This window comes from Azoarcus sp. L1K30, assembly GCF_018122735.1.
Lineage (GTDB): Bacteria > Pseudomonadota > Gammaproteobacteria > Burkholderiales > Rhodocyclaceae > Parazoarcus.
Window position 1 is genome coordinate 3,059,080 of sequence record NZ_JAGRRD010000001.1, and the last position, 24,614, is coordinate 3,083,693.

The window sequence follows — 24,614 nt, forward strand, 5'->3', positions numbered from 1 at the left end:
CGACAGTTACTTTTCGCCGGCCTCGTCATTTCGCTTGATGACGATTTGATCGACCACGATCTCGCCCCCTTCCTTCCACTTCAGGGCCAGACTTGTCATTGCCGCACCGGGTCTGGCTGCAATCGCGCACTGCATGCCAATGGCACTTTGAGTGCACGGCAGTTCCACGCTCGACCTCCCTTCCGGCGCTGCGAATTGCACCACGAGCGATGCCGCCTGCTGCTGCCAAGTGCCAGAGACGCTGAGTTCGAATCCCTGCCCAGGTTCCAACCCATCCCAGGCTGGCGAATGCAATACCGGTACAGACCCCTTCAGCCGCAACACTCCGCGCTCGCTGACGAGCGTTGTGTCTTCACCAGCATGCCATCCATCATCGCTTGCCACCAGATCATTGCCGAATGGAAACAACATCGTGCCTACCGGCCATGCACTGCGCTGCTTCAACCACCAGATGAACTGCGTTTCGAACGGCGTCCCTTCATAGGAGTCGTAAGCGCGAAAATGCTCCGGTCGCGTGCGCTGATCCTGCGCGCGACTTCCCCACATCGGCGACAGATAGCGGGCGCCCGCGTTCATCATGGTCAAGAGCGTACGATACGATTCGTCGTTCGATGGAATGCGTTCGGGCTGATCGATTGTCGCCGGGTGGAACTCGCAGCTTCCCCAGCCCGGATCCACACTGCGAATGTTCTGGCTCAGACTTACCCCGCTGCGCGGACGGCCTTCATCGCGACTGGCGGGACCATACAGAATTGCGCACAGATGCCCTTTGGGCGGCTTCGCGCCGCGGATCGAAACGCCCGCCTGGTCGGTCCAGCCCGTCGCCTTGTCCAGTGGATCAACCGATACATCACTCTGAATGAAAGTCTGCCCGGTAAACACCCGATCCTGCGGCAGCCCTGCCTCCACCGCCCAGGCGGCAAGATCGGCGTAATGACGTGCAACCAGATGGCGCTTGAACTGGGTCCACACCTGCTGCCACGGATCAGCATAATCAAGCGCGCCGCGCGGCGGCTCGACATCCTCCAGTTTGGCAAACACTCGCCCTGCCGCTCGGGATGCGCGCTCGAGCGTCCACTTGGTGGCAGCCCGCTCGCTCGCCCACGGCGCGCCGTCGGCGTAGGGCCCAAGATGAAAGAGCCATTCCCGGTACTGACGCAGGGTGTCGGGGTTGTAGTCATACCATTGCGTCAGAAAGAACCACGGATTGATGTACTGATCCGGGTCCAGGCTGATGGCCACATACTGTTCGGGATGCGCCGCCATGAAGGCAACGATCTCGCGCACAGCCGCCTGCAGGTTGCGCTTCTTGTAGGCCAAAAAGCGTTCGTTGAACCGGTTCAGGCTCATCATCCGCGCCAGTTGCGGGCTGGCGATGGAACCGGGAAGGTTGGAAAGCGCATCGTCGGGCTCCGCAACCCCGTGCTGATTCCACTGCACAGTCGTCGGATCCTGTTCCAGCCAATCCACGATATCCAGTTCCGGTACCGAAAACGCCGAATCGGCCCATACGCCACCATCGAGCGTGATCAGCAACGGCGCTTTATGCTCCCAGGCGATGTTCAGGAATCCGCGCAGACTGCCACCGGTCATTTCCTTGCCGTCGATGATGCGATGTGACTCGGGCAAATCCGGATCGAATATGAAATCCTGCGCCTTTCCGAGCGTTGAGCGGAGATACTCCACCCGGCCGCGCATGCCGACTTCCACACAGCCATGGCCAACGAGCGTTCTCTGCGCCTGCATCTGCGACGCGCCAGAGCGGAAGAAACTCAATGGCCCGGGAAAGAACACCCGGAGTGGCTCTCCCGCGCACTGCGCATCCTCGATGGCGCCCTTCCACAGCAATGGCCCGGGCAACGACGTGATTACCCCTCCACCATCCGTCACACGAACGACGAGCCTGTGCAGCCCTTCCGGCAATGCGTCAGGCTTGCCATTGAAGCGAAAGAGCTGTTCGCGGGGCAGTCGCTGGGAACCATCGCTGGCCACGTCACTGTCTGTCGCCGGCCGTTCGGCGGACGCAGGCGCATGCACCGGCTGCATCGGGCCAAGAACCATCCCGGCCTCGGTCTCCACACGGGCGCCCGCAATGCCACCGTCGGTCTGAGCCCAGGCCTGAAATTCGATTGACGCTGGATCGAGCAAGATGGATACCGCACTTTCGACGCGCCCGATCGCCTCATCGTTTTCCAGCACCGGCCCTGGCAACTCCGATGTGCGTCCTGCGCCATCCACGAAGCGAAGCGTGAGCGGAAAACGCCCGCGCGGCAGACTCCCGATGTTCAGGCGCACCTCGAAACCCGACCGGTCGGCGTGCGGCCAGAAGCGGAAGACACGCCCCACATCGTCTCGACCGGACTTTGCCGTCATCTGTGCAATCTCGCGACCGTCGGCCAATACCGTGACCGCTACAGGTGCGGCGTCGCTCAATGCCCAACCACTGATGACATTGCGCCCGTTCCAGCGAATGGGCTGATCCGTATCCAGATGAGCGAAGGGGCGCGGCCACTCGAGCTTCACGCGTCCAATCCGGTACCACCCCAACTGCGTACGCGCCCGAATCTCGAGCATCTCTTGCGCTGGCGAAATATCGCCGGCAGACAGTGCCAGGTCGAATCCTGGCAAGGTGTTGTCCGCACATGCACCAAGGTAATTGCTGACGTCCTCGCGGCGGTGGCCGGGTTTCACACTCGCAATCACCCGTCCGCCCGCAACCGCCTGAACCTCGTCGACCCCCGAGGTATCGACAGCCCAGCCGGATATCGACACGCCATTGGGTGACATCATGAGCGGCGAAACCGTATCGACGCTTCCGCGCGCCACACAGGTATGGGTCAGCCGGGTGCGCTCGATCGAACGATCAAGCGCACCCCCCAGAAATAGCAACAACAAGACCGGAACGATGGAGAGAATTCGCGACATGGCCCAAGACACTTTTGGCTCCGACAGCACTTGCGAATTGCCCCTGGCGCGAGCCCCGGAATTCAATGATCGTGCCTTGCAAGTACTGTTGAAGCAGTCGGTTCAAGATCATTCCGTCTGAAACGACAGAGCGGAAGGCATACGAAACCCGTAAGCGGCGAGACTCTACCACGTTGTGCTCGGACGCCACCTGCCGCGCAGCGACAAACATGAGGATCATCCACTTTCAATAATTCGCACCCCGGTTTCAGCCACGGACCTCCTGCTCCCGAATCGCGAGCGCGGCGGCGGCTGCACGCGTTTCCACACCCAGCTTCTCGAACACATGCTCCAGATGCTTGTTAACGGTGCGCGGGCTCATACCCAGGATGTCGGCAATATCCCGGTTGGTTTTTCCTTTAGCCACCCATGACAGCACTTCCGCCTCGCGCCGGGTCAGCGAAGACAGGTTCGAGCCGGTCACATGCTTCATGCCCGGCAAGCGCACGGAAAGAAAGAACAGCGTCTCTCCCATGCCAGCGGGTCCCAAGGGCTGAAGGTGCAGGCTGCGGCCATCGCGCAGGGGCAAGGTCTGCCCGGCGCGGCGCGAAGGATCTTCGATCAGCGCCTGTAGCCAGGCAGCTGCATCCGCAGGCCTGCCGAACAGATCGGAAAGCCAGCCAATTGCCTGGGGCGATTGCCACGCTATTCGCCCCTGCGCATCGAGCATGATGACGCCGTGTCCGCCAATATCGAGCGCCTCGCGAGACAATCTCGCCATGCGCGCATTGCGCGCGTGGGTCGCAAGGCGTGCCAGCACCTCGGGGATACGCACCGGCTTCACCACGTAATCGACACCACCTGCGGCGAATCCGGCAAGCACATGCTCGGTTTCCGCCAAACCGGTCATGAAGATGACCGGCACATGCGCGTAGGCATCGACAGCCTTGATCCGGCGACAGGCCTCGAAGCCGTCCATGCCCGGCATGACTGCGTCCATCAGGATCGCATCGGGCACGCTCAGATCCATCAGTCGCACCGCAGCCTCGCCGCTGGAGGCCACCAGCACGGTGTAACCCTCCTGATCCAGTGCGTGAACAAGAAAATCAACATCTGAAGGCATGTCGTCGACCAGCATGACCACACGTTCGACTTCGGGCATTCCAGCCATCACGACTCCTGCGCCAACAGAAAATGCCGGCAACGTTCCAGCTCATAACGATCGACAAGCTCGACAAGATGGGCGCAGACAAGTGCCGCAGCCGGCGACTCGGCTGCCACGCGCGCCAACTCGCGACGTATGCCCTGAACGTGACCCAGCTTCAACAGGGCGATCAACTGCGCCCGATCATCGGCGCCTATTGTGCCGACCGGGACCTCATCCGCCACCACACGAGGATGCGGGGCCAGGCGCAGCCACTCGAGCGAAAGCACACTGCCAAGACAGGTCAGCAGTTCCGATTCGCGCACAGGCTTGCTGACAAAGCCCTGGCAATCGGCCTCTCCCAGCAGGTCCGGGCGATTGTCGAACACATTGGCAGATACGATCACGATCGGGACATCATGGCCTGCCGCCCGGATCGCCGCAGCGCAAGCCCAACCGTCCATGCCAGCCATGCTGATATCGAGCAGCACCACATCCGGCACCTCGGATGCCAGTTGTGCGAGACAATCCAGCCCGCTCGCCGCACCACTGCAGACAAACCCAAGGGGCTCCAGCAAGCCGGCAATCAATTGTCTGTGCTCACTTTGATCGTCCACCACCATGACTCGCCGACGCTGCCCCCCATAGCCTGTCACGGCCGTCATGACTTCCGCTTCCGCAAGTGCCGCTGTCTGCGCCGGCAAGTAGAGACGCACGCCGAAACGGCTGCCTTTTCCAAGCTCGCTGTCGACACGCAGCTCGCCCCCCATCAGCTCGGTCAACAGGCGGGTGATGGTGAGCCCCAGCCCGGTACCGATCTCCCTGTGCTGGCTACCACTGCGTTCGAAGGGAAGAAAGATGCGCTCGAGGTCATCCGCATCGATGCCTACCCCGGTGTCGATGACGTCGAAACGGGCGACATCGGCACGATAGTCGATGCGCAGGACAACCTCGCCCTGAAAGGTAAACTTCACCGCATTGACGAGCAGATTGATCAGGATCTGACGCAAACGTTTCACATCGGCACGTACCAGCCCCGGCAACCCGGAGATCACGTCGACACGAAAATCGAGCTGCTTCCCGGTCGCCAGTGGACCAACCATGCGCTCGAGGTCTTCGACAAACTCAGGCAGGTCGAAGACCGACGGATCGAGCGTCAGCCGCCCCGCCTCGATACGGGCCAGGTCGAGCAGGCCATCAATCAGGCTTGCCAGGTGCTCGCCGCTGCGGTGGATGGTGGAGATTGCGCGCAGCTGATCGGTTTCGAGGCGAGCATCACGCGCCATGACCTGAGCGTACCCGAGGATACTGTTGAGCGGGGTCCGCAGTTCGTGACTGACCCCCGTCACGAATCGCGTCTTTGCCCGGTTTGCAGACTCCGCCGCCTCCTTGGCCCGTTGCAATGCATGGTCGGTCTGGCGGTGTGCCTCGATCTCGCGGCTCAAGAGCAGGTTCTGCCGATTCGATTCATCCTCGGCAAGTTGCCTGCTCTCGCTGCTCAATACCATCCACCAGGCACCCACCGCCGCCAGCATCGCCATCATCGCAAAGCTCTTGCCGAAGGCGTTACGCAGGAAATGATCGACCCCGGGTTCGAAGCCTGAACTGACGGAGGCCTGATAATAATTAATCCCAAGCACCGTTCCGATCATCAGGAACAGCCCGAACAGCAGCAACATGTAGTGCCCGACGCGAAAATTGACCCGGCGTGAAATCGCCGCAGGCAGGATCAGTGCAAGCAATCGCTGGGTCTGCTCTGCGGCCCGTGCCCCACGCTTGCAGCGGTCATGGCAGCGCGATTCGAGCGTGCAGCACAGCGAGCAAATCGGCGCAGCATAGGCCGGGCAACTGGCCATGTCTTCAGACTCGAAATGGTTCTCGCACACGACGCAACGCACCATCTCACCCGGTTGCCAGGCAGGCAGGTTCTGCCGCGCAAGATAGTAGCGCCCGCGCGTCAGCCACGCGATGATCGGCGCGCTCAGGAAGGCCAGGAACAGTGCGATGAAAGGCGAAAAAGCCTGCGCAACGTGTCCGAAGTAGCCCGCATAGGCGAGGATTGCCACCGAAGCTGCGATCAGCATCGCCCCCGGACCGACGGGATTGATGTCAAACAGGTGGGCGCGCTTGAACTCGATGTGCTTGGGCGACAAGCCCAGGGGCTTGTTGATCACCAGGTCTGCCACCAGGGCGCCGACCCAGGCCACGGCCACATTCGAATACAGCCCCAGCACCGACTCCAGCGCCTGAAACACCCCGAACAGCATCAGCAGCGTCGCGATGAGCACGTTGAATACAAGCCACACGACCCGCCCGGGGTGGCTGTGGGTCGCGCGGGCAAAGAAATTGGACCAGGCCAGCGAGCCCGCGTAGGCATTGGTCACGTTGATCTTGATCTGGGAGATGATCACGAACACCGTCGTCGCTGCAATCGCCCAGAACGGGTCGGCAAAGATATAGCCGTACGCGGCCAGATACATCTGCGTCGGTTCAGTTGCGTTCGCCGGCCGAATCTCGTGCTGCAACGCGAGGAAGGCGAGAAACGCGCCGCCGAGCATCTTGAGCATGCCGGGCAGAATCCAGCCCGGTCCGGCGATGACGACTGCGGCCCACCAGCGGCGCCGGTTGAATTCCGTCTTCTCCGGCAGGAAGCGCAGGAAGTCGACTTGCTCGCCGATCTGCACGATGAGCGAGAACGCCACCGTACATGCAGAGCCGAACATGATCCAGCTGAAGCCACTGTCACCGGAGGTGCGCCCTGCCATGCCGACAAAGTCGACGAAGGCCTGCGGCTGCTCGAACAGAATGAAGACGAAAGGGCCCAACCAGAGCACCAGCCACAGCGGCTGGGTCCACCACTGCAGGCGCGAAATCAGCGTAACGCCATAGATCACCAGCGGCAGGATCACCGCCGACGATACGACATAGCACCATGCGATCGGCCAGTCGAAGGCCATCTGCAATGCCAACGCCATGATCGCGGCTTCGAGCGCGAAGAATATGAATGTGAAGGTCGCGTAAATCAGCGAGGTAAAGGTGGACCCGAGGTAACCGAAACCTGCGCCCCGTGTCAGCAGATCCATGTCCACACCGTAACGCGCGGCGTAGTAGCTGATTGGTAGCCCGGTCAGAAAGGTCAGCAAACCGACGACCAGGATGGCAATCAAGGCATTGGCAAAGCCGTAATTGACCACCATGGTGCCGCCGATCGCCTCCATGGCAAGAAAGGACACCGCACCGAACGCAGTGTTGGCGACCCGGAACTCCGACCAACGGCGAAACGATCTGGGTGTGTAACGGAGTGCGTAGTCCTCAAGGGTTTCGTTTGCGACCCACGTGTTGTAGTCGCGGCGAACCCTGAAGATGCGCTGCGTGGAGGCGGACATGGCGGCGACGGCAATATGGAGATCTCTTGGGCACCGTCCAGCAAGATTCGCTCCACGGGTCCCGTGTCAGGCAGGGCCCCGATGTCCTGCCGCCGCGATCGTCGTCTCCAGCGCGTCACGCACCAAAAGCGTGCACGTCCGCACCAATCCAACGCGGCAGACAGTACGTCAAACGACGTATTTGGGCATTTCTCCCCGGCGACTAGATTGTGCCCAGCAGCACCGCAGCGACCTGACAGAGGTTGCAGCGCCATGCCGATGTCTTTCATACCCGCTGAGCAAGGAGTCATTCCATGTCGTCAAAGTCCGACCAGAGCAAGATGTCCCTCGATCGCCGCCGCCTCCTGCAAGGTCTTGCCGCGCTACCGCTGGTAAGCATGTCCGGCCTGAGCTTCGGCCAGGCCTTTCCTACCACGAAGGTAAACACCACGGGCCTCGCCATTACCGACACCGAAGTCACCGTCGGCCAGTTGCACTCGGCCACCGGCACGATGGCAATCTCGGAAACCGGCTCCATCCAGGCCGAACAACTCGCCATCGACGAGATCAACGCGATGGGCGGCATCCTCGGCCGCAAGATCAAGGTGATCAAGGAAGACGGCGCCTCGGACTGGCCGACTTTCGCCGAGAAATCGCGCAAGCTGCTGGTCAATGACAAGGTTGCCACCGTATTCGGTTGCTGGACGTCGGCCTCGCGCAAGGCGGTGTTGCCCATCTTCGAAAAGGAAAATGGTCTGCTCTACTACCCGACCTTCTACGAGGGTCTGGAACAGTCGAAGAACGTCATCTATACCGGCCAGGAAGCCACCCAGCAGATCATCTGGGGTCTGGACTGGGCGCAGAAGGAAAAGGGGGCGAAGAAGTTCTTCCTCGTGGGCTCGGATTACATCTGGCCGCGCACCTCGATGAAGATCGCACGCAAGCACATCGAGAACTTCCAGAAGGGCAGCGTCGTCGGTGAAGAGTACTACCCGCTCGGCAACACCAACTTCAACTCCCTGATCAACAAGATCAAGATCGCCAAGCCGGACTGCATCTTCTGCGCGGTCGTCGGCGGCTCCAACGTCGCGTTCTACAAACAACTCAAGGCCGCCGGCATCACCGCGAACAAACAGTTCCTGCTGACACTGTCGGTCACCGAGGACGAGATGCTAGGCATCGGCGGCGAGAACTTCGAAGGCTTCTATGCCTCGATGAAGTACTTCCAGTCGCTCGAGAATGACAACAACAAGAAATTCGTCGCTGCATTCAAGGCCAAGTACGGCCCGAAGGCGGTCATTGGCGACGTCACGCAGGCTGCCTACCTGGGCCCCTGGCTATGGAAAGCAGCGGTCGAAAAAGCGGGCAGCTTCGATGTGGACAAGGTCGTGGCCGCCTCCCCCGGCATCGAACTCAAGACCGCCCCGGAAGGCTACGTCAAGATCCACGAGAACCACCACCTGTGGAGCAAGACCCGCATCGGCATGGGCCAGGCCGACGGTCAGTTCAAGGTTGTGGCCGAATCCCCCGAGTTGATCGAACCGAACCCCTTCCCCAAGGGCTACCAGTAAGACGGACGCCCGCCGCGGCACCTGCCGCGGCGGCCTTCGACCGTCCAGTGCATCCACTCCGGGAGTTCCGTCATGACATTCGACGAAATCTACAACATCGCCCTGATGCAGGGTTTTGCAGGCCTGAGCCTGTTCGCGGTGCTGCTGCTGATGGGCCTCGGTCTGGCGATCATCTTCGGCCAGATGGGCGTGATCAACATGGCCCATGGCGAATTCATGACCATCGGCGCCTACACCATCTTCCTGTTTTCCAGCCTCACCGAATCGCTCGCGCCTGGCCTGATCCAGGTCTATTTCCCGATTGCCATCGTATGCGCTTTCCTGATCGCCTTCGCCTTCGGCTGGCTGGCCGAATGGGCGCTGATCCGGCACCTCTACAAGCGTCCGCTCGACACCCTGCTCGCCACCTGGGGTCTGTCGCTGGGCATGCAGCAGCTGTTTCGCTCCACCTTCGGTCCGAAGGAAGTCAGCCCCACCTTGCCCGACTGGCTGATGGGCTCCTGGGCGCCCACTGAAGGGCTGGACATTCCGATCAACGGCATGTTCGTGCTCGCACTCACCGTGGTCGTCACGGGTGGCGTCCTGCTTGCGCTGTACAAGTCACGCTGGGGGTTGCGGGTGCGCGCCACCGTCGCCAACCGCACCATGGCCAACGCCATCGGCATCAACACCACGCGCACCGACCGTCTCACCTTTGCCATCGGCTGCGGCGTGGCCGGCGTGGCCGGCGCGGCCTTTACCACCATCGGCTCCACCGGGCCGACCAGTGGCTCGCTCTACATCGTCGACGCCTTCCTGGTGGTGACCTTCGGCGGCGCCGCAAGCCTGTGGGGCACGGTGGTATCCGCGTTCGGCATCGCCCAGACCCAGTCGATTTCCGAGTTCTTCCTCAGCGGCTCGAATGCGAAGGTCCTGACTCTGCTGATGATCGTGACCATCCTCATGCTGCGACCGCAAGGCCTGTTCGCCGCCAAGGTCCGTCGCTGACCCCCGCCCAATCCGGAGAGCCAACCATGAATGCAATCAAGAATCGGGTGATGCGAGGCGGCTACGGCAGCTTCGTGATCCTCGCCTTCATCCTGATAGTGGCGTTTCCGCTGCTGATGGACATCTTCCGCCTCAACCTGGTGGGCAAGTACCTCACCTATGGTTTCGTTGCCATCGGCCTGGTCATGCTGTGGGGCTACGGTGGCGTACTCAGTCTTGGCCAGGGCGTGTTCTTCGGCCTTGGCGGTTACGCGATGGCCATGTTCCTCAAGCTCGAGGCATCGGACCCCGTCAGTACCGCCATCCAGTCAACGCCGGGCATTCCGGACTTCATGGACTGGAACCAGCTGACCGAACTGCCAGCGTGGTGGCTTCCATTCAAATCGCTCCCGCTGACGCTGATCGCGGTCATCGCCATACCGACCCTGCTCGCCTTCATCATCAGCTACGCGATGTTCAAGCGCCGCGTCGGCGGAGTGTATTTCGCCATCATCACGCAGGCTGTCGCCCTGATCCTGACGGTGCTGATCATCGGTCAGCAGGGCTATACCGGCGGCGTCAACGGCATGACCGACCTCAAGACCCTGATGGGCTGGGACATCCGCACCGACAGCGCCAAGTACATCCTCTATTTCATCAATGTCGGTTTGCTGCTGGGGTCGATTGCGCTGTGTCGCTGGATCCAGCTCAGCAAGCTCGGCACCCTGCTGCTGGCCATGCGCGACAAGGAAGACAGGGTGCGCTTCTCGGGCTACGACGTGTCGATGTTCAAGGTCTTCGCCTTCTGCCTGGCCGCCGCGCTGTCGGCGATCGGTGGCGCGATGTTCACGCTGCAGGTGGGCTTCATGTCGCCCTCTTTCGTCGGCATTGTGCCGTCGATCGAGATGGTCATCTTCGCCGCCATCGGAGGCCGCATGAGCCTGATCGGTGCGGTGTACGGCACCTTGTTGGTGAACTTCGGAAAGACCTATTTCTCGGAGAGCTTCCCCGACTTGTGGTTGTTCCTGATGTCCGCACTTTTCATCAGCGTGGTGATGGTGTTCCCCAACGGCCTCGCCGGCCTGTACGAAAGCCACGTCAAACCCAGGCTGGTCCGACGCAAATCGGGGTCCGGGCCCGCAAAGTCAATCGAGACGCCCCCAAAACCCGCAGCAACGCCTTCCACCCCCGCCAGCGACATTGGCCTGGGCGCCAAGGTCAGCAACCAGTCCGCCTGATCGACAACGGAGAAGATCATGAGTAATACCGACTTCGTGCTCGCCGTGGAAGACCTGACGGTGTCCTTCGACGGCTTCAAGGCCATCGACAACCTCAACCTGTATGTGGACCGCGGCGAACTGCGGGTCGTGATCGGCCCCAATGGCGCCGGCAAGACGACCCTGCTCGACCTCATCTGCGGCAAGACCAAGGCCTCGACAGGCAGCATCAAGTTCAAGAACGAGGAGATGACCAGACTCTCCGAGCACATGATCGTGCGCGCCGGCATCGGCCGCAAGTTCCAGACGCCGTCGATCTACGAAAACCTGAGCGTGTTCAAGAACCTCGAAGTCTCCTTTCCCCGCGGTCGTGGCGTGTTTGGCGCACTCGGGTTCAAGTGCGACGACGAGGTCCGCAACAAGGTCAACGAAGTGGCCGACATGATCGGCCTCACCGACCGCCTCGACGTCGAGTCCGGCCTGCTGTCGCACGGCCAGAAGCAATGGCTGGAGATCGGCATGCTGCTGATGCAGGACCCCGAACTGCTGATGCTCGACGAGCCCATTGCCGGCATGAGCGCGCGCGAGCGCGAGCTGACCGCAGAACTGCTGCTGCGCATCTGCAAGAACCGCTCGGTCATCGTCATCGAGCACGACATGGAGTTCGTGTCGCGCATCGCCCACAAGGTCACCGTCATGCATCAGGGAAAGATACTCGCCGAAGGCTCGATGGAGAAGGTTCAGGCCGACCCCAAGGTCATCGACGTCTACCTCGGCCACTGACAGGAGCAATCATGCTGAACGTATCGGATGTCGTGGTGAACTACGGTCAGAGCGAGGCGCTGCACGGCATCTCGTTCAAGGCCGAACGCAATGAGGCGGTCGCCATCATGGGCCGCAACGGAATGGGCAAGACCACCCTGTTCAAGTCGCTGATGGGGGTACTCCCCATCCGCTCGGGATCGGTCGAGGTCGACGGGCAGGAGGTGTCGAAGGACGAAAGCTATCGCCGCGTCGCCAAGGGCATCGCCTATGTGCCCCAGGGCCGTCTGATCTTTTCCACGCTGACGGTGGAGGAGAACATTCAGACCGGGCTCGAGAACGCCCGCGAAAAGCACATTCCCGAAGAGATCTACGCCCTCTTCCCGGTGCTATGGGACATGCGCCGCCGCAAGGGGGGCAACCTGTCGGGTGGCCAGCAGCAGCAGCTCGCCATCGCCCGCGCGCTGGTCACCAACCCAAAGGTCTTGCTGCTCGACGAACCCACCGAGGGTATCCAGCCCTCGATCATCAAGGACATTGCCAAGGCGCTCAACGAGATCCGCAAGCTGCGCCAGATCACCATCGTGGTCTCCGAGCAGGTCCTCTCCTTCGCCATGGATGTCGCCGACCGCCTGTTTGTCATCGAAGGCGGTCGTCTGGTCCATGAAAGCACGCGCGCGGATACCGACGAGGCGCGCATCAAGCAGTTCCTGTCGGTCTAACTCACACCAAAGAGGTATGCCATGCCTGAAACCCTGATCAAGGTCGATCTGAAGCAGTCCCCGTACGAAAACGAAATGGTGCATAACCGCTGGCACCCGGACATCCCGATGGCGTGCTGGGTCAAGCCCGGCGACGACTTCGTCCTCGAGACCTATGACTGGACCGGCGGCGCGATCAAGAACGACGACGACGCCTCCGATGTGCGCGACGTCGATCTGTCCACCGTACACTTCCTGTCCGGCCCGGTCGGTGTCGAAGGCGCCGAACCGGGCGACCTGCTGGTCGTCGATCTGCTCGACATCGGCGCAAAGGAAGAGAGCCTGTGGGGCTTCAACGGGTTCTTTTCGAAGACCAACGGCGGCGGTTTCCTCACCGAGCACTTCCCCCATGCGCAGAAGTCGATCTGGGATTTCGAAGGCATGTTCACCAGGAGCCGCCATATCCCTGGCGTGAACTTCGCCGGCCTCATCCACCCCGGCCTGATCGGTTGCCTGCCCGACCAGAAGATGCTCGACATGTGGAACGAGCGCGAAGTGGATTTCATCGCCACCCAACCCGACCGCGTGCCGCCGCTGGCCAACCCGCCGGCCCCCAAGACCGCCCACATGGGCAAGATGCAGGGCGAAGCCCGCGACAAGGCTGCGGCCGAAGGCGCACGCACCGTGCCGCCGCGCGAGCACGGTGGCAACTGCGACATCAAGGATCTGTCGCGTGGCGCGAAGATCTTCTTCCCCGTCTATGTGAAGGGTGCCGGCCTGTCGGTGGGCGATCTGCACTTCTCCCAGGGCGATGGCGAGATCACCTTCTGCGGCGCCATCGAGATGGCCGGCTGGGTGCACATGCGCGTGTCGCTGATCAAGGGCGGGATGGAGAAGTACGCCATCAAGAACCCGATCTTCAAGCCCAGCCCGATCACGCCGAATTACAAGGACTACGTCATCTTCGAGGGCATCTCGGTCGATGAGCAGGGCAAGCAGCACTATCTCGACGTGCATGTCGCCTACCGCCAGGCCTGCCTCAATGCCATCGAGTATCTGAAGAAGTTCGGCTACTCCGGCGCCCAGGCCTACTCGCTGCTCGGCACCGCGCCGGTACAGGGTCACATCAGTGGCGTGGTCGATATTCCGAACGCCTGCGCCACCCTGTGGCTGCCGACCGAGATCTTCGAGTTCGACATCAACCCCAACGCATCGGGACCGACCAAGTTCATCACCGGCACGGCCGACCTGCCGATCGCCTACGACAAGGTCTGAACCTGACCCTTGCAGCGCGTCCTTACGGACGCGCTGCACTTTGCCCTGCCAGACTCCAGGAGAGCCGAAATGCCGACCTATGAATACTGCTGTGAAGACTGCGGTGACTTCACCGCCTATCGTCCGATCGCAATCCGCAACGATCCATGCATCTGCCCCTACTGCGGCAAGGCCTCCGAGCGCGTCATTCTCAGTGCACCGACGCTGGCGACGATGTCATCCACCAATCGCATCGCCCACGCCACCAACGAACGTGCCGCCCACGCGCCCAAGACCAGCGCCGAGCACCACGCCACCCACCGCCACGGGCCGGGTTGCGGCTGCGGATCGGGTATCTCCAGATCGACGGTGAAAAGCCCGGATGGCGCCAAGACTTTTCCCACCAAGCGCCCGTGGATGATCAGCCATTAATCATGGAGCACTGACGCTCCGCTTCGAGGACACGCAAGATGAGACACGGTGATATTTCCAGCAGCAAGGACTGCGTAGGCGTCGCAGTCGTCAACTACAAGATGCCCAGCCTGCACACGAAGGCGGAAGTCATTGCCAATGCACGCAAGATCGCCGACATGGTGGTCGGCATGAAGCGCGGCCTGCCCGGCATGGACCTTGTCGTGTTTCCGGAGTACTCCACGCACGGCATCATGTACGACGCCAAGGAGATGTACGACACCGCCGCCGCCATTCCCGGCGAGGAAACCGAGATCTTTGCCGCCGCCTGTCGCAAGGCCAAGGTGTGGGGGGTGTTCTCCCTCACCGGCGAGCGCCACGAGGAGCACCCGAACAAGGCCCCTTACAACACCCTGATCCTGATGAACGACCAGGGCGAAATCGTGCAGAAGTATCGCAAGATCATGCCCTGGGTGCCGATCGAGGGCTGGTATCCAGGTGACTGCACCTATGTGTCCGACGGCCCCAAAGGCATGAAGATCAGCCTCATCATCTGCGACGACGGCAACTACCCCGAAATCTGGCGCGACTGCGCAATGAAGGGGGCAGAGCTGATCGTGCGCTGCCAGGGCTACATGTATCCGGCCAAGGATCAGCAGGTGCTGGTGGCCAAGGCCATGGCGTGGATGAACAACTGCTACGTTGCAGTGGCCAACGCCAGTGGCTTCGACGGCGTGTATTCCTACTTCGGCCATTCGGCCATCGTCGGCTTCGATGGCCGCACGCTGGGCGAATGCGGCGAGGAGGACATGGGCATCCAGTACGCCGAGCTGTCGACAAGCCTGATTCGCGACTTCCGCAAGAACGCGCAGTCGCAGAACCACCTGTTCAAGCTGCTGCACCGCGGCTACACCGGCAAGATCAACTCCGGCGAAGAGGCTTCGGGCGTCGCCGCTTGTCCTTACGGTTTCTACGCCGACTGGATCAATGACCCGGAAGGCACGCGCAAGAAGGTGGAGGCCATCACCCGCAGCACGGTGGGCACCCCGGAATGCCCCATCGACGGCATTCCGAATCAGGCACCGGAACACCGCTGAACGCCGGCCGGGTCTGGCGTCATGCCCGGCACACTGCGTGACAGCTTGCGTTGGCTGGCGCAGAGGCGATTTCAGGCCCGCCGCCGCAGGCATCGTCCTCCTGGGGCCTTCCGCACCGGCTGTCCGAGCGCAGCGAGTGCCGGCGCGGCCAGGATGACGGTGCCTGCGGCGGGCACCCGAAGGGCGAGGCCTGCATGAGCCACAGCGCCAGCCAACGCAAGCGGGCACCGGTCAGCACACACCCTCCTTCCTGCCTTTCTTGCCAGCAATAATGGACCTCTCCGACTACCGCTTAAGCGCAGAACCCTATTACCGCCCCGTCGGTCACGAGATCGCGCTCTACGAGCACGCCTACGCCCACCGCCTGCCCCTGATCCTCAAAGGCCCCACCGGCTGCGGCAAGACCCGCTTCGTCGAATACATGGCCTGGCGCCTGGGCAAACCGCTGATTACCCTCGCCTGCAACGAAGACATGACCGCAGCCGACCTTGTCGGCCGCTTTCTGCTCGACGCCGACGGCACCCGTTGGCACGACGGTCCGCTCACTGTCGCCGCGCGCTACGGCGCCATCTGCTACCTCGACGAAGTCGTCGAGGCGCGCCAGGACACCACCGTCGTCATTCACCCACTGACCGACACCCGGCGCAACCTGCCGCTCGAGCGCAAGGGCGAGGTCGTTCACGCGCACCCGGACTTCCAGCTCGTGGTGTCCTACAACCCTGGCTACCAAAGCGGCGCCAAGAGCCTCAAGCCATCCACCCGCCAACGTTTTGCAGCACTTGAATTCGACTACCCCGATGCCGCGGCAGAGATCGAGATCCTTGCCCACGAAGCGCGGATCGACCGTACTCTCGCCGCCACACTGGTCGACATCGCCCGCCACTCCCGCGCCCTGCGCACGCGCGGTCTCGACGAAGGCATCTCGACGCGGATGCTGATCTACGCCGGCGTACTGATACGCGATGGGCTACCCGCCGCGGAAAGCTGTCACATGGCCATGACCAGCGCCATCACCGACGACCCCGACCTGAGGCAGGCCCTGCAGGACATCGTGAATGCCTGCCTCGGCTGAGTACGCGGCTAGCGGCAGCACCACACGCAGCCTCGACGCCCTGGCGCATGTGCTCGAAGCCCTCGCGGGCCGCTCGCTCAGCGTGCAATGGCTGACCGACGACCCTGGCTCGTCCGCCACCAGTCGGCCGATACTGCGCGCCGACGCCGTGCTGCTTCCCCCCTCCGGCAGCCCGGATCAACACCTCGCCGCCATCGCGCACGCCGCCGCCCACCTGCTTTTCTCTCGTCCGGCGCAAGCCACGGGCAAGCTCAAACCGATGGGTATCGCCATGGCCTCGGCCATCGAGGATGCCCGCGTCGAACACCTTCTCATCAAGCGCTATCCGGGCCTGCGCGCCCTGCTGCTGCAACAGGCGCGCATTGCCTGCCAGCAAGCCCAAGGCCCGGATGGCAGTTTTGCCGACCTCGTCGCTCGTCTCAATCTCGCCTTGCTCGACCCCTCTTATGCCACCGACGATTACTGGGTCAGCAAGGGACGGCAATTGTTCAACGCGCACGAAAGCTCGCTCGACGATCACGCCACCCTGCGCAATGTGGCCTCGGTATTGGCCAACGACCTCGGACAGATGCGGGTGAGAATGAATCTGCAGGGCTATGCCGTGCCTTGTCGGCACGGCGACGACAACAGCTATCTGTGGCAATACGAGCACACCAGCGAACACAGCCTCGCCTCGGTCGACACGGCACCCACCCGCGCAGGCACACCTGCCGGGGCCGGCGACACCACGCCGCAAGCGCAGGAACTCGCCCGCTACAGCTACCCGGAATGGGACTATCGGCTCGACCGTCATCGGCAACGGTGGACGACGGTCATCGAGCGCGCCTTCGTGGCGCCCGCCATGCGAGCGCCGCGCGTGTCCATCCGGCCAACGGCGCTGGATCATCGGGTTCGCCTGCGACGCCAGTGGGAGGGAGAGGACATCGACCTCGACGCCGCGACCGAACTGATGATCGACCGCCGCACCGGCAGCCTCGGCGACGCGCGTATCCATCGCCGCAGCGGGCGCAGCCCGCGACACCACAGCCTGCTCTTGCTGCTCGACCTCTCCACCTCGGCGAACGACGTCGTCGACGGCCGCACCGTGCTCTCTCTTGAATGCCAGGCCGCGCTTGCCCTGGTCGCGGCGGCAAGGGCAAACCGCGACCGCGTGGCCGTCCACGGTTTCTCATCCAACACCCGCGAACAGGTCGATTACTGGCGTTTGAGCGAATTCGGCTCAGCCGAGCCCGCTGCGCTGGAACTGAGCCTCGCGTCCGTACGCGCCTGCCACTCCACCCGCATCGGCGCCGCCATTCGTCACGCCGCGGCCAACTTGAGCACCGAACACCACGGCAGCCGCCACCTGGTGCTGCTCAGCGATGGCGAAGCCTCCGATGTTGACGTGTTCGACACCAACTATCTGCGCGAAGACGCCGCCGCCGCGGTGCGCGAAGCCCGTCGCGCCGGCATTCATGTATTCTGCCTCGCGCTCGACAGTCAGGCCGGTCCCGCACTTGGACGCATCTTCGGGCATGGCAACACCCGCTCGGTATTGCGCCCCTCTGCCCTGCCCCTCGCGCTGCGCCAGTTGCACGAGCAACTGGGACGCGCCTGAGCGCTCACCCGACCCGCTTCAAGCGCGCCATCAGCCGCGCGCCGAACAGATTGACCGCGAGCCCGGCCATCAGCAGCGCGCCACCGGCAAAATGCACCGGCTGCAACCGTTCGCCATAGACCACCCAGCCCGTCGTCAGCCCCACCAGCGGCACCAGCAGCGAGAACGGCGCCACCTGATTGGCCGGATAGCGCGACAGCAGACGACTCCAGATGCCGTACCCCAGCAAGGTGGCGATCCACGCCAGATAGGCGATTGCCGCCGCCGAGCGCAGGCTGAACGCCGCAAGCGCATCGACGATGGCGCCCGGCCCCTCGATCAACACCGACAGCAGCAAAAAAGGCAGCGGCGGCACCAGGCTGGCCCACACCACCAGCGCCTGCATGTCCACCGGGCCGTGACGCCCGACCTCGCGGGTGACGATATTGCCCGCCGCCCACATCGATGCCGCCAGCAGGGTCAACAGGAAACCACCCAGCGGCATGCTCACCCCGTGCGCCGAGCCGATCAGGGCAAGACCGGCGCCGGCCAGCACCAGGCCCGCCAACTGGCTCGGGCGCCACGCCTCCTTGAGCCAGAAGGCGGCAAAGAGCATGGTGAAGAAGGCCTGCGACTGCAGCACCAGCGACGCCAGACCGGAGGGCATGCCGACGTGAATGGCCGTAAACAGAAAGGCGAACTGGCCCACTGAGATGGTCAACCCGTAGGCGAGATACAGGCGCAGCGGAATGCCCGGCCGGCGAAAGAACAACACCGCCGGAAATGCCGCCGCAATGAAACGCAGCGCGCCCAGCAACAGCGGCGGCACCTCGGACACCCCTGCCTTGATGACGACGAAGTTGACGCCCCACACCACCACCACCAGCATGGCAAGCAAGAGGTCACGGGGCGACATGGGCCTACTCCAGGTTCTGAACCTGTTCGCGGATCTGTTCGATCAGCACCTTCATCTCCATCGCCACGGCGGTGACGTCGGTAGCCGGAGATTTCGAGGCCAGCGTATTGGCTTCGCGGTTGAGTTCCTGCATCAGGAAATCGAGGCGCTTGCCCGCCGAACCACCCACCTTGAGAATGCGCTCGAGTTCGTCGAGATGCGTGCTAAGGCGCGTCAGCTCTTCGGCGACATCGATACGCTGCGCGTACAGCGCCACTTCCTGGCGGATGCGGTCCTCGTCGAGGGTGGCGACAGCTTCACGCAGACGGTTGGTCAGTTTCTCGCGATACTCGATGACGATGGCCGGCATGCGCGGCGTCGCCTCCGCCACCAGTTCGCGCATGCGCACGATGCGCTCACGGATCATGTCGGCAAGCTTCTCGCCCTCGCGCGCCCGGGTGGCGATGAGCTCGTCGATCGCGGCACGGGCCAGCTCGGCGATTGCCGGCTGCATCTGCTCGAAGCTCACGCCATCATCGGCCAGCATGCCGGGCCAGCGCAGCAGTTCGCCCACCGACATCGGCTTGGCCTGAGGAAACTGCGTCTGCACCTTGGCCTGGGCGTCGGCCAGCTGGGCCAGAAGTCCGTTGTTGAGCGCGAAGCTGCGCGGAGCGGCAGTGTTGGTCTGCAGATTCAGCCGGCATTCGACCTTGCCCCGCGTCAACCGGCTGGTAATCTGTTCGCGGATGGCCGGTTCGGCCTGGCGCAAGTCCTCGACAATGCGAAAATTCAGATCCAGGTAGCGAGAATTGACGCTGCGTAGTTCGAGGTGAAGGCTGACTGTGCCAAGATCGCGGGTCTGGACCGCGAAGCCGGTCATGCTATGAATCATGGTTGAGGTCTCCGGGAACCTGCCGTGATCGATTACACTGCAGGGCCCTGTCAGGAAAATGCTGCGGAAAGCCGAATACTAGCGCCCTCGAAGATGCCGCCTCAAGCAAACTGCGCACTCCCTGCCGGCTTTCAGCTCGATCACTACAAGATCGAACGCCAGCTTTCACTTGGCGGCTTCTCGATCGTCTACCTCGCGTATGACACCGACGGCACGCCGGTAGCCATCAAGGAGTATCTGCCCAATTCGCTCGCCCTGCGCAAGGATGGCGAGATCGAGCCCCAGGTGTCCGTAGAGAACCAGCCCGCCTTCCGCTACGGCATGAAGTGCTTCTTCGAGGAAGGCCGTTCGCTGGCCAAGCTGATGCACCCCAATGTGGTGCGGGTGCTCAATTTCTTCCGCGCCAACCAGACCGTCTACATGGTGATGCAGTTCGAGCGCGGACGCACGCTGCACGACTACATCCAGAAGCACAAGGGCGAGGTGCGCGAGCGCTTCATCCGCGGCGTATTCACCCGCATGCTCAACGGCCTGCGCGAGGTGCACGCGCACAAGCTGCTGCATCTCGACATCAAGCCGTCGAACATCTACCTGCGCGCCGACAGCACCCCGGTGCTGCTCGACTTCGGCGCCGCGCGGCAAACCCTGGCGCTGGATCAGCCCATGCTGAAGCCGATGTACACCCCCGGCTTCGCCTCGCCCGAACAGTTCGGCAACCGTGAAGCGCTGGGGCCGTGGAGTGACATCTACAGCGTGGGGGCGAGCATGTACGCCTGCATCGTCGGCACCGCGCCATTGCGCTCGGACGAGCGGATCAAGCGCGATACCGTGCAGCCGGTATCCAAAACGCATGCCGGCAAGTATTCTGAACAACTATTGGAACTGGTCGAATGGTGCCTGCACCTCGACCCGTTGAAGCGCCCGCAAAGTGTCTATACGCTGCAGAAAGCGTTGATGCAGAAACAAGCAGGCGAGGCCATGCCCGCGACCTGGTTCACCGACCTCGGGTCGCGGCTCAAGTCCTTCATCGGCAAGGGCTGAAGGAGACTGTCGTGAGATTTACCATCTACCAGGAAAGCCGCGTCGGCAAACGCAAGAACAATCAGGACCGTATCGCCTACTGCTATTCGCGCGACGCGCTGATCATGGTGCTCGCCGATGGCATGGGCGGCCACCTGCACGGCGAGGTTGCCGCCCATATCGCGGTGCAATACCTCACCCAGGCCTTCCAGCGCGAAGCGCAACCGCTGCTCGAAGATCCGGCGCTGTTCCTGTCGCGTTCATTGTCGAGTGCTCACCACGCCATCCTCGACTATGCGCTGGACAAGAACCTGCCCGAGGCGCCGCGCACCACCATCGTCGTCTGTGTGGTGCAGGAAGGCTATGCACACTGGGCGCATGCCGGCGACTCGCGCCTGTATCTGCTGCGCCACGGTCGCATCAACACGCAGACGCGCGACCACTCGCGAGTGCAGCTGATGTTGGACCAGGGCCTGCTCGACGCCGAAGGCGCAGCGACCCACCCGGGACGAAACCGCATCTACTCCTGCCTCGGCGGCACCCATGCGCCGCAGATCGAATTCTCGCGCCGTACCCTGCTGCAGGACGGCGACATCATCGCGCTGTGCTCCGACGGTGTCTGGGGGCCGGTGGGCGACCAGGGCCTGCTGCTCGGCCTGACCACGACCAACCTGCTCGAGGCCGTCCCGAAACTGATGACACGCGCGGAGGAACTGGCCGGCGCCAGCTGCGACAACCTGTCGCTGGTCACCATGTGCTGGCACGACGACATCGGCGCGGCCGTGCCCGATTCTGTCTCCACCCAGACCATGGCCCTGCACGACTTCACCACCCAGATGGACGCCTTCCAGCGCACCACGCGCGGTTCGGCCACCGCGGTGGACCTCAGCGACGACGAGATCGAGCGCGCCATTGCCGAGATCAACTCGGCGATCAAGAAATTCACCAAGTAAATGCAACAGGAACCTGCAATGCGACCCAGCCAGCGCCAAGCCGATCAACTCCGCCCCGTCCGCATCACCCGCGGTTTCACGCGCCACGCCGAAGGATCGGTGCTGGTCGAGTTCGGCGATACGCGCGTGCTATGCACCGCCAGCGTGGAAGAAACCGTACCCGGCTTCCTGCGTGGCAAGGGCCAGGGCTGGCTGACGGCCGAATACGGCATGCTGCCGCGCGCCACTCATACCCGCAGCGCACGCGAAGCCGCAAAGGGCAAGCAGAGCGGCCGCACCCAGGAGATCCAGCGTCTGATCGGGCGCAGCCTGCGTGCCGTGGTCGACCTCACCGCGCTCGGCGAGCGCCAGATCACCATCGACTGCGACGTGCTGCAGGCCGACGGCGGCACCCGCACCGCCGCCATCACCGGCGCCTGTGTAGCGGTGCGCGATGCGCTCGACAAGCTGGTGGCGGATGGAAAGCTCGCCACCAATCCAATGACCGATTTCGTCGCCGCCGTGTCGGTCGGCATCTACAAGGGCACACCCGTACTCGATCTCGACTACGATGAAGACTCGGACTGCGACACCGACATGAACGTGGTCATGACCGGCAGCGGCGGCATCATCGAGGTCCAGGGCACGGCCGAAGGCGCCGCGTTCTCCCGAGCCGAACTCAATGCCCTGCTCGATCTCGCCGAAGCCGGCATCGGTCGCCTGACCGAACTGCAGCAGGCCGCACTCGGGGGTTGAAATCATGAGCCAGCGTCTCGTTCTCGCCAGCAACAACGCCAAAAAGGCCGCAGAAATGCAGGCCCTGCTCGCACCGCTGGGCATCGAGGTCGTGCCCCAATCCGTCCTCGGCGTGTCCGAAGCCGAAGAACCCCACGCCACCTTCGTCGAGAATGCGCTGGCCAAGGCCCGCCATGCCGCGCTCGCCACCGGCCTGCCGGCGATCGCCGACGACTCCGGCCTGTGCGTCGCTGCGCTCGGTGGCGCACCCGGCGTGCACTCGGCGCGCTTTGCCGGCGAGCCCAAGTCCGACGCCCGCAACAACCTGCTGCTGCTCGACAAGCTCGCCAACGAAACCGACCGCAGCGCCTACTTCTATTCTGCGGTCGTGCTCGTGCGCCACGCCCAGGATCCGCGGCCGCTGATTGCCGACGGCGAATGGCATGGCGAAATTCTCACCGCTCCGCGCGGCGATAGCGGCTTCGGCTACGACCCGCTCTTCTGGCTGCCCGAGCTCGAACAGACTGCAGCCGAACTCGATGCCGCGCTCAAGAACACGCTGAGCCATCGCGGTGCGGCCATGCGCCACCTGCTCGACCGTCTCGCCGCCCTTCCGCTGTGAGCGATCGCCGCATCATCGCGCTGACGCCGGCCCCGACCGCCGTCACTGCCCGCACCGACCCCATCGATACCCCCCGGCTCAGCGCCTCGCCGCCGCTGTCGCTGTATGTGCATTTCCCGTGGTGCGTGCGCAAATGCCCGTACTGCGACTTCAACTCGCACACCAGCCGCAGCGGCGACGGCAGCCTGCCCGAGGAGGCCTGGCTCGACGCCGTCATCACCGACGTCGAATCCGCCCTGCCCCAGGTGTGGGGCCGACGTGTGCTCAGCATCTTCATCGGCGGCGGCACCCCCAGCCTGATGTCGGCCGCCACCCTCGACCGCCTGCTCGTCGCGCTGCGCATGCGCCTGCAGCTCGACCCGATGGCCGAGATCACGCTCGAAGCCAACCCCGGCACCTTCGAGTCCGACCGCTTCCGCGACTATCGCGCTGCCGGCATCAACCGGCTGTCGATCGGTATCCAGAGCTTCGACGATGCCAAGCTGCAACGCCTCGGCCGTATCCACGACAGCACTGAAGCCCGCCGCGCCATCGACATCGCCCAGCAGCACTTCGAACGCGTCAACCTCGACCTCATGTACGCCCTGCCCGAGCAGACGCTCGAAGGCGCGCTGACCGATCTCGACACCGCGCTTGCCACCGGCGTCAGCCACCTGTCCTGCTACCACCTCACGCTCGAACCCAACACGCCCTTCGCCCACACCCCGCCGCCGCTGCCCGACGACGATCTCTCGGCCGACATGCAGGACGCCATCGAAGCACGCCTGGCCGACGCCGGCTTCAGGCACTACGAAACCTCCGCCTTCGCCCGCCCCGGCCAGGAATGCCGCCACAACCTCAACTACTGGGCCTTCGGCGACTACCTCGGCGTCGGCCCCGGTGCCCACGGCAAGCTCTCCAGCCACGACGGCATCGTGCGCGAAATGCGCCACAAGCACCCCGGCCGCTACCTCGAAGGCGCGGCAAAGGGCGATTTCATCCAGGAACGCCGCGACGTCGGCGCTGCCGAGTTGCCCTTCGAATTCATGATGAACGCCCTGCGCCTCACCGACGGCGTGCCCCACACCCTGTTCGCCGAACGCACCGGCCTGCCGCTGGCCAGCATCGAGGCGCAACTCATCGACGCCCGCAAGCGCGGTCTGCTCGACACCGCCAACGGTACACTGCGCCCCACCGAACAGGGCCGCCGCTTCCTCAACGATCTGCTGCAGGTCTTCCTGCGCGACTGAGGCCACACCCGCAGCGTGGGGCGCAAAGCCCAGATGGACTTCCCCCACGAAGCGGTATATCCTTCCGCCCTTCGTGCGCCGGTTCTCCCGACCGGCCCACACGGCGCCCGTAGCTCAGCTGGATAGAGTACTGCCCTCCGAAGGCAGGGGTCGGACGTTCGAATCGTCTCGGGCGCGCCATATTTGAAAGGTGCTGATTTCTTTCCGGATCAGCACCTTTTCATTTTTTCCCGACTGGACACATCGCCG

20 protein-coding genes and 1 tRNA gene are annotated in these 24,614 nt (G+C 63.2%); 16 read left to right on the forward strand and 5 right to left on the reverse strand.

Going from position 1 to position 24,614, the window contains the following annotated elements; genetic code table 11:
• Positions 1 to 6: 6 nt before the first annotated feature.
• From J5J83_RS14130 to J5J83_RS14140, 3 genes are all read right to left on the reverse strand, one after another.
• Positions 7 to 2,925, reverse strand: coding sequence for a hypothetical protein (locus J5J83_RS14130; protein ID WP_212350170.1), 2,919 nt, complete (start codon positions 2,923 to 2,925; stop codon positions 7 to 9).
• Positions 2,926 to 3,172: 247 nt separating this feature from the next.
• Positions 3,173 to 4,075, reverse strand: coding sequence for a DNA-binding response regulator (locus J5J83_RS14135; RefSeq protein ID WP_249115724.1), 903 nt, complete (start codon positions 4,073 to 4,075; stop codon positions 3,173 to 3,175).
• A complete protein-coding gene (locus J5J83_RS14140) occupies positions 4,075 to 7,434 on the reverse strand; it encodes an ATP-binding protein (RefSeq protein ID WP_212350172.1) in 3,360 nt (1,119 codons plus the stop codon). Before J5J83_RS14140 ends, J5J83_RS14135 begins: the two co-directional genes overlap by 1 nt.
• Before the next feature lie 293 nt (positions 7,435 to 7,727).
• Here J5J83_RS14140 and urtA point away from each other — a divergent pair, with 293 nt between their 5' ends.
• The 10 genes from urtA (at position 7,728) to J5J83_RS14190 (ending at position 18,061) form a co-directional block, all read left to right on the forward strand.
• Entirely contained in the window at positions 7,728 to 8,984 is a 1,257-nt protein-coding gene (gene urtA / locus J5J83_RS14145; RefSeq protein ID WP_249115725.1) for an urea ABC transporter substrate-binding protein, read from the forward strand.
• A 72-nt stretch (positions 8,985 to 9,056) separates the two neighbouring features.
• Positions 9,057 to 9,971, forward strand: coding sequence for an urea ABC transporter permease subunit UrtB (gene urtB, locus J5J83_RS14150; protein WP_212350174.1), 915 nt, complete (start codon positions 9,057 to 9,059; stop codon positions 9,969 to 9,971).
• 26 nt (positions 9,972 to 9,997) lie between these two features.
• On the forward strand, positions 9,998 to 11,188 hold the full coding sequence (gene urtC, locus J5J83_RS14155; protein ID WP_212350176.1) for an urea ABC transporter permease subunit UrtC: 1,191 nt from the start codon (positions 9,998 to 10,000) through the stop codon (positions 11,186 to 11,188).
• A gap of 18 nt (positions 11,189 to 11,206) precedes the next feature.
• A complete protein-coding gene (gene urtD, locus J5J83_RS14160; protein ID WP_212350177.1) occupies positions 11,207 to 11,950 on the forward strand; it encodes an urea ABC transporter ATP-binding protein UrtD in 744 nt (247 codons plus the stop codon).
• An 11-nt stretch (positions 11,951 to 11,961) separates the two neighbouring features.
• Complete coding sequence (gene urtE, locus J5J83_RS14165; RefSeq protein ID WP_212350179.1) at positions 11,962 to 12,651, forward strand: urea ABC transporter ATP-binding subunit UrtE; 690 nt, start codon at positions 11,962 to 11,964, stop codon at positions 12,649 to 12,651.
• 21 nt (positions 12,652 to 12,672) lie between these two features.
• On the forward strand, positions 12,673 to 13,905 hold the full coding sequence (gene fmdA / locus J5J83_RS14170) for a formamidase (RefSeq protein WP_212350181.1): 1,233 nt from the start codon (positions 12,673 to 12,675) through the stop codon (positions 13,903 to 13,905).
• A gap of 69 nt (positions 13,906 to 13,974) precedes the next feature.
• Positions 13,975 to 14,316 (forward strand): zinc ribbon domain-containing protein, encoded by a 342-nt coding sequence (locus J5J83_RS14175; RefSeq protein ID WP_212350183.1) that lies wholly within the window; start codon positions 13,975 to 13,977, stop codon positions 14,314 to 14,316.
• Between the two features lie 38 nt (positions 14,317 to 14,354).
• Complete coding sequence (locus J5J83_RS14180; RefSeq protein ID WP_212350185.1) at positions 14,355 to 15,392, forward strand: aliphatic amidase; 1,038 nt, start codon at positions 14,355 to 14,357, stop codon at positions 15,390 to 15,392.
• Between the two features lie 271 nt (positions 15,393 to 15,663).
• Positions 15,664 to 16,464 (forward strand): CbbQ/NirQ/NorQ/GpvN family protein, encoded by an 801-nt coding sequence (locus J5J83_RS14185; protein ID WP_212350187.1) that lies wholly within the window; start codon positions 15,664 to 15,666, stop codon positions 16,462 to 16,464.
• The gene (locus tag J5J83_RS14190) at positions 16,448 to 18,061 is read left to right on the forward strand and encodes a VWA domain-containing protein (RefSeq protein WP_212350189.1); all 1,614 of its coding nucleotides are present in this window, start codon (positions 16,448 to 16,450) and stop codon (positions 18,059 to 18,061) included. The genes J5J83_RS14185 and J5J83_RS14190 overlap by 17 nt, the downstream gene beginning before the upstream one ends.
• A gap of 4 nt (positions 18,062 to 18,065) precedes the next feature.
• On the opposite strand, the gene J5J83_RS14195 is transcribed toward J5J83_RS14190, so the two are convergent.
• Positions 18,066 to 18,956 carry an EamA family transporter gene (locus tag J5J83_RS14195; protein WP_212350191.1) on the reverse strand — a complete coding sequence of 297 codons (891 nt, stop codon included), beginning with the start codon at positions 18,954 to 18,956 and terminating at the stop codon, positions 18,066 to 18,068.
• A 4-nt stretch (positions 18,957 to 18,960) separates the two neighbouring features.
• Positions 18,961 to 19,827 carry a YicC/YloC family endoribonuclease gene (locus J5J83_RS14200; RefSeq protein WP_212350193.1) on the reverse strand — a complete coding sequence of 289 codons (867 nt, stop codon included), beginning with the start codon at positions 19,825 to 19,827 and terminating at the stop codon, positions 18,961 to 18,963.
• A gap of 93 nt (positions 19,828 to 19,920) precedes the next feature.
• Here J5J83_RS14200 and J5J83_RS14205 point away from each other — a divergent pair, with 93 nt between their 5' ends.
• The 6 genes from J5J83_RS14205 (at position 19,921) to J5J83_RS14230 (ending at position 24,545) form a co-directional block, all read left to right on the forward strand.
• Complete coding sequence (locus J5J83_RS14205) at positions 19,921 to 20,868, forward strand: serine/threonine-protein kinase (RefSeq protein ID WP_212350195.1); 948 nt, start codon at positions 19,921 to 19,923, stop codon at positions 20,866 to 20,868.
• An 11-nt stretch (positions 20,869 to 20,879) separates the two neighbouring features.
• The gene (locus tag J5J83_RS14210; protein WP_212350196.1) at positions 20,880 to 21,800 is read left to right on the forward strand and encodes a PP2C family serine/threonine-protein phosphatase; all 921 of its coding nucleotides are present in this window, start codon (positions 20,880 to 20,882) and stop codon (positions 21,798 to 21,800) included.
• Positions 21,801 to 21,818: 18 nt separating this feature from the next.
• Entirely contained in the window at positions 21,819 to 22,535 is a 717-nt protein-coding gene (gene rph / locus J5J83_RS14215; RefSeq protein ID WP_212350198.1) for a ribonuclease PH, read from the forward strand.
• 4 nt (positions 22,536 to 22,539) lie between these two features.
• Positions 22,540 to 23,136: an RdgB/HAM1 family non-canonical purine NTP pyrophosphatase gene (gene rdgB, locus J5J83_RS14220; RefSeq protein WP_212350200.1), complete on the forward strand. Its 597-nt coding sequence runs from the start codon at positions 22,540 to 22,542 to the stop codon at positions 23,134 to 23,136.
• A complete protein-coding gene (gene hemW, locus J5J83_RS14225; RefSeq protein WP_212350202.1) occupies positions 23,133 to 24,365 on the forward strand; it encodes a radical SAM family heme chaperone HemW in 1,233 nt (410 codons plus the stop codon). The genes rdgB and hemW overlap by 4 nt, the downstream gene beginning before the upstream one ends.
• 103 nt (positions 24,366 to 24,468) lie before the next feature.
• Positions 24,469 to 24,545: transfer RNA gene (locus J5J83_RS14230), tRNA-Arg, on the forward strand.
• Positions 24,546 to 24,614: the final 69 nt, after the last annotated feature.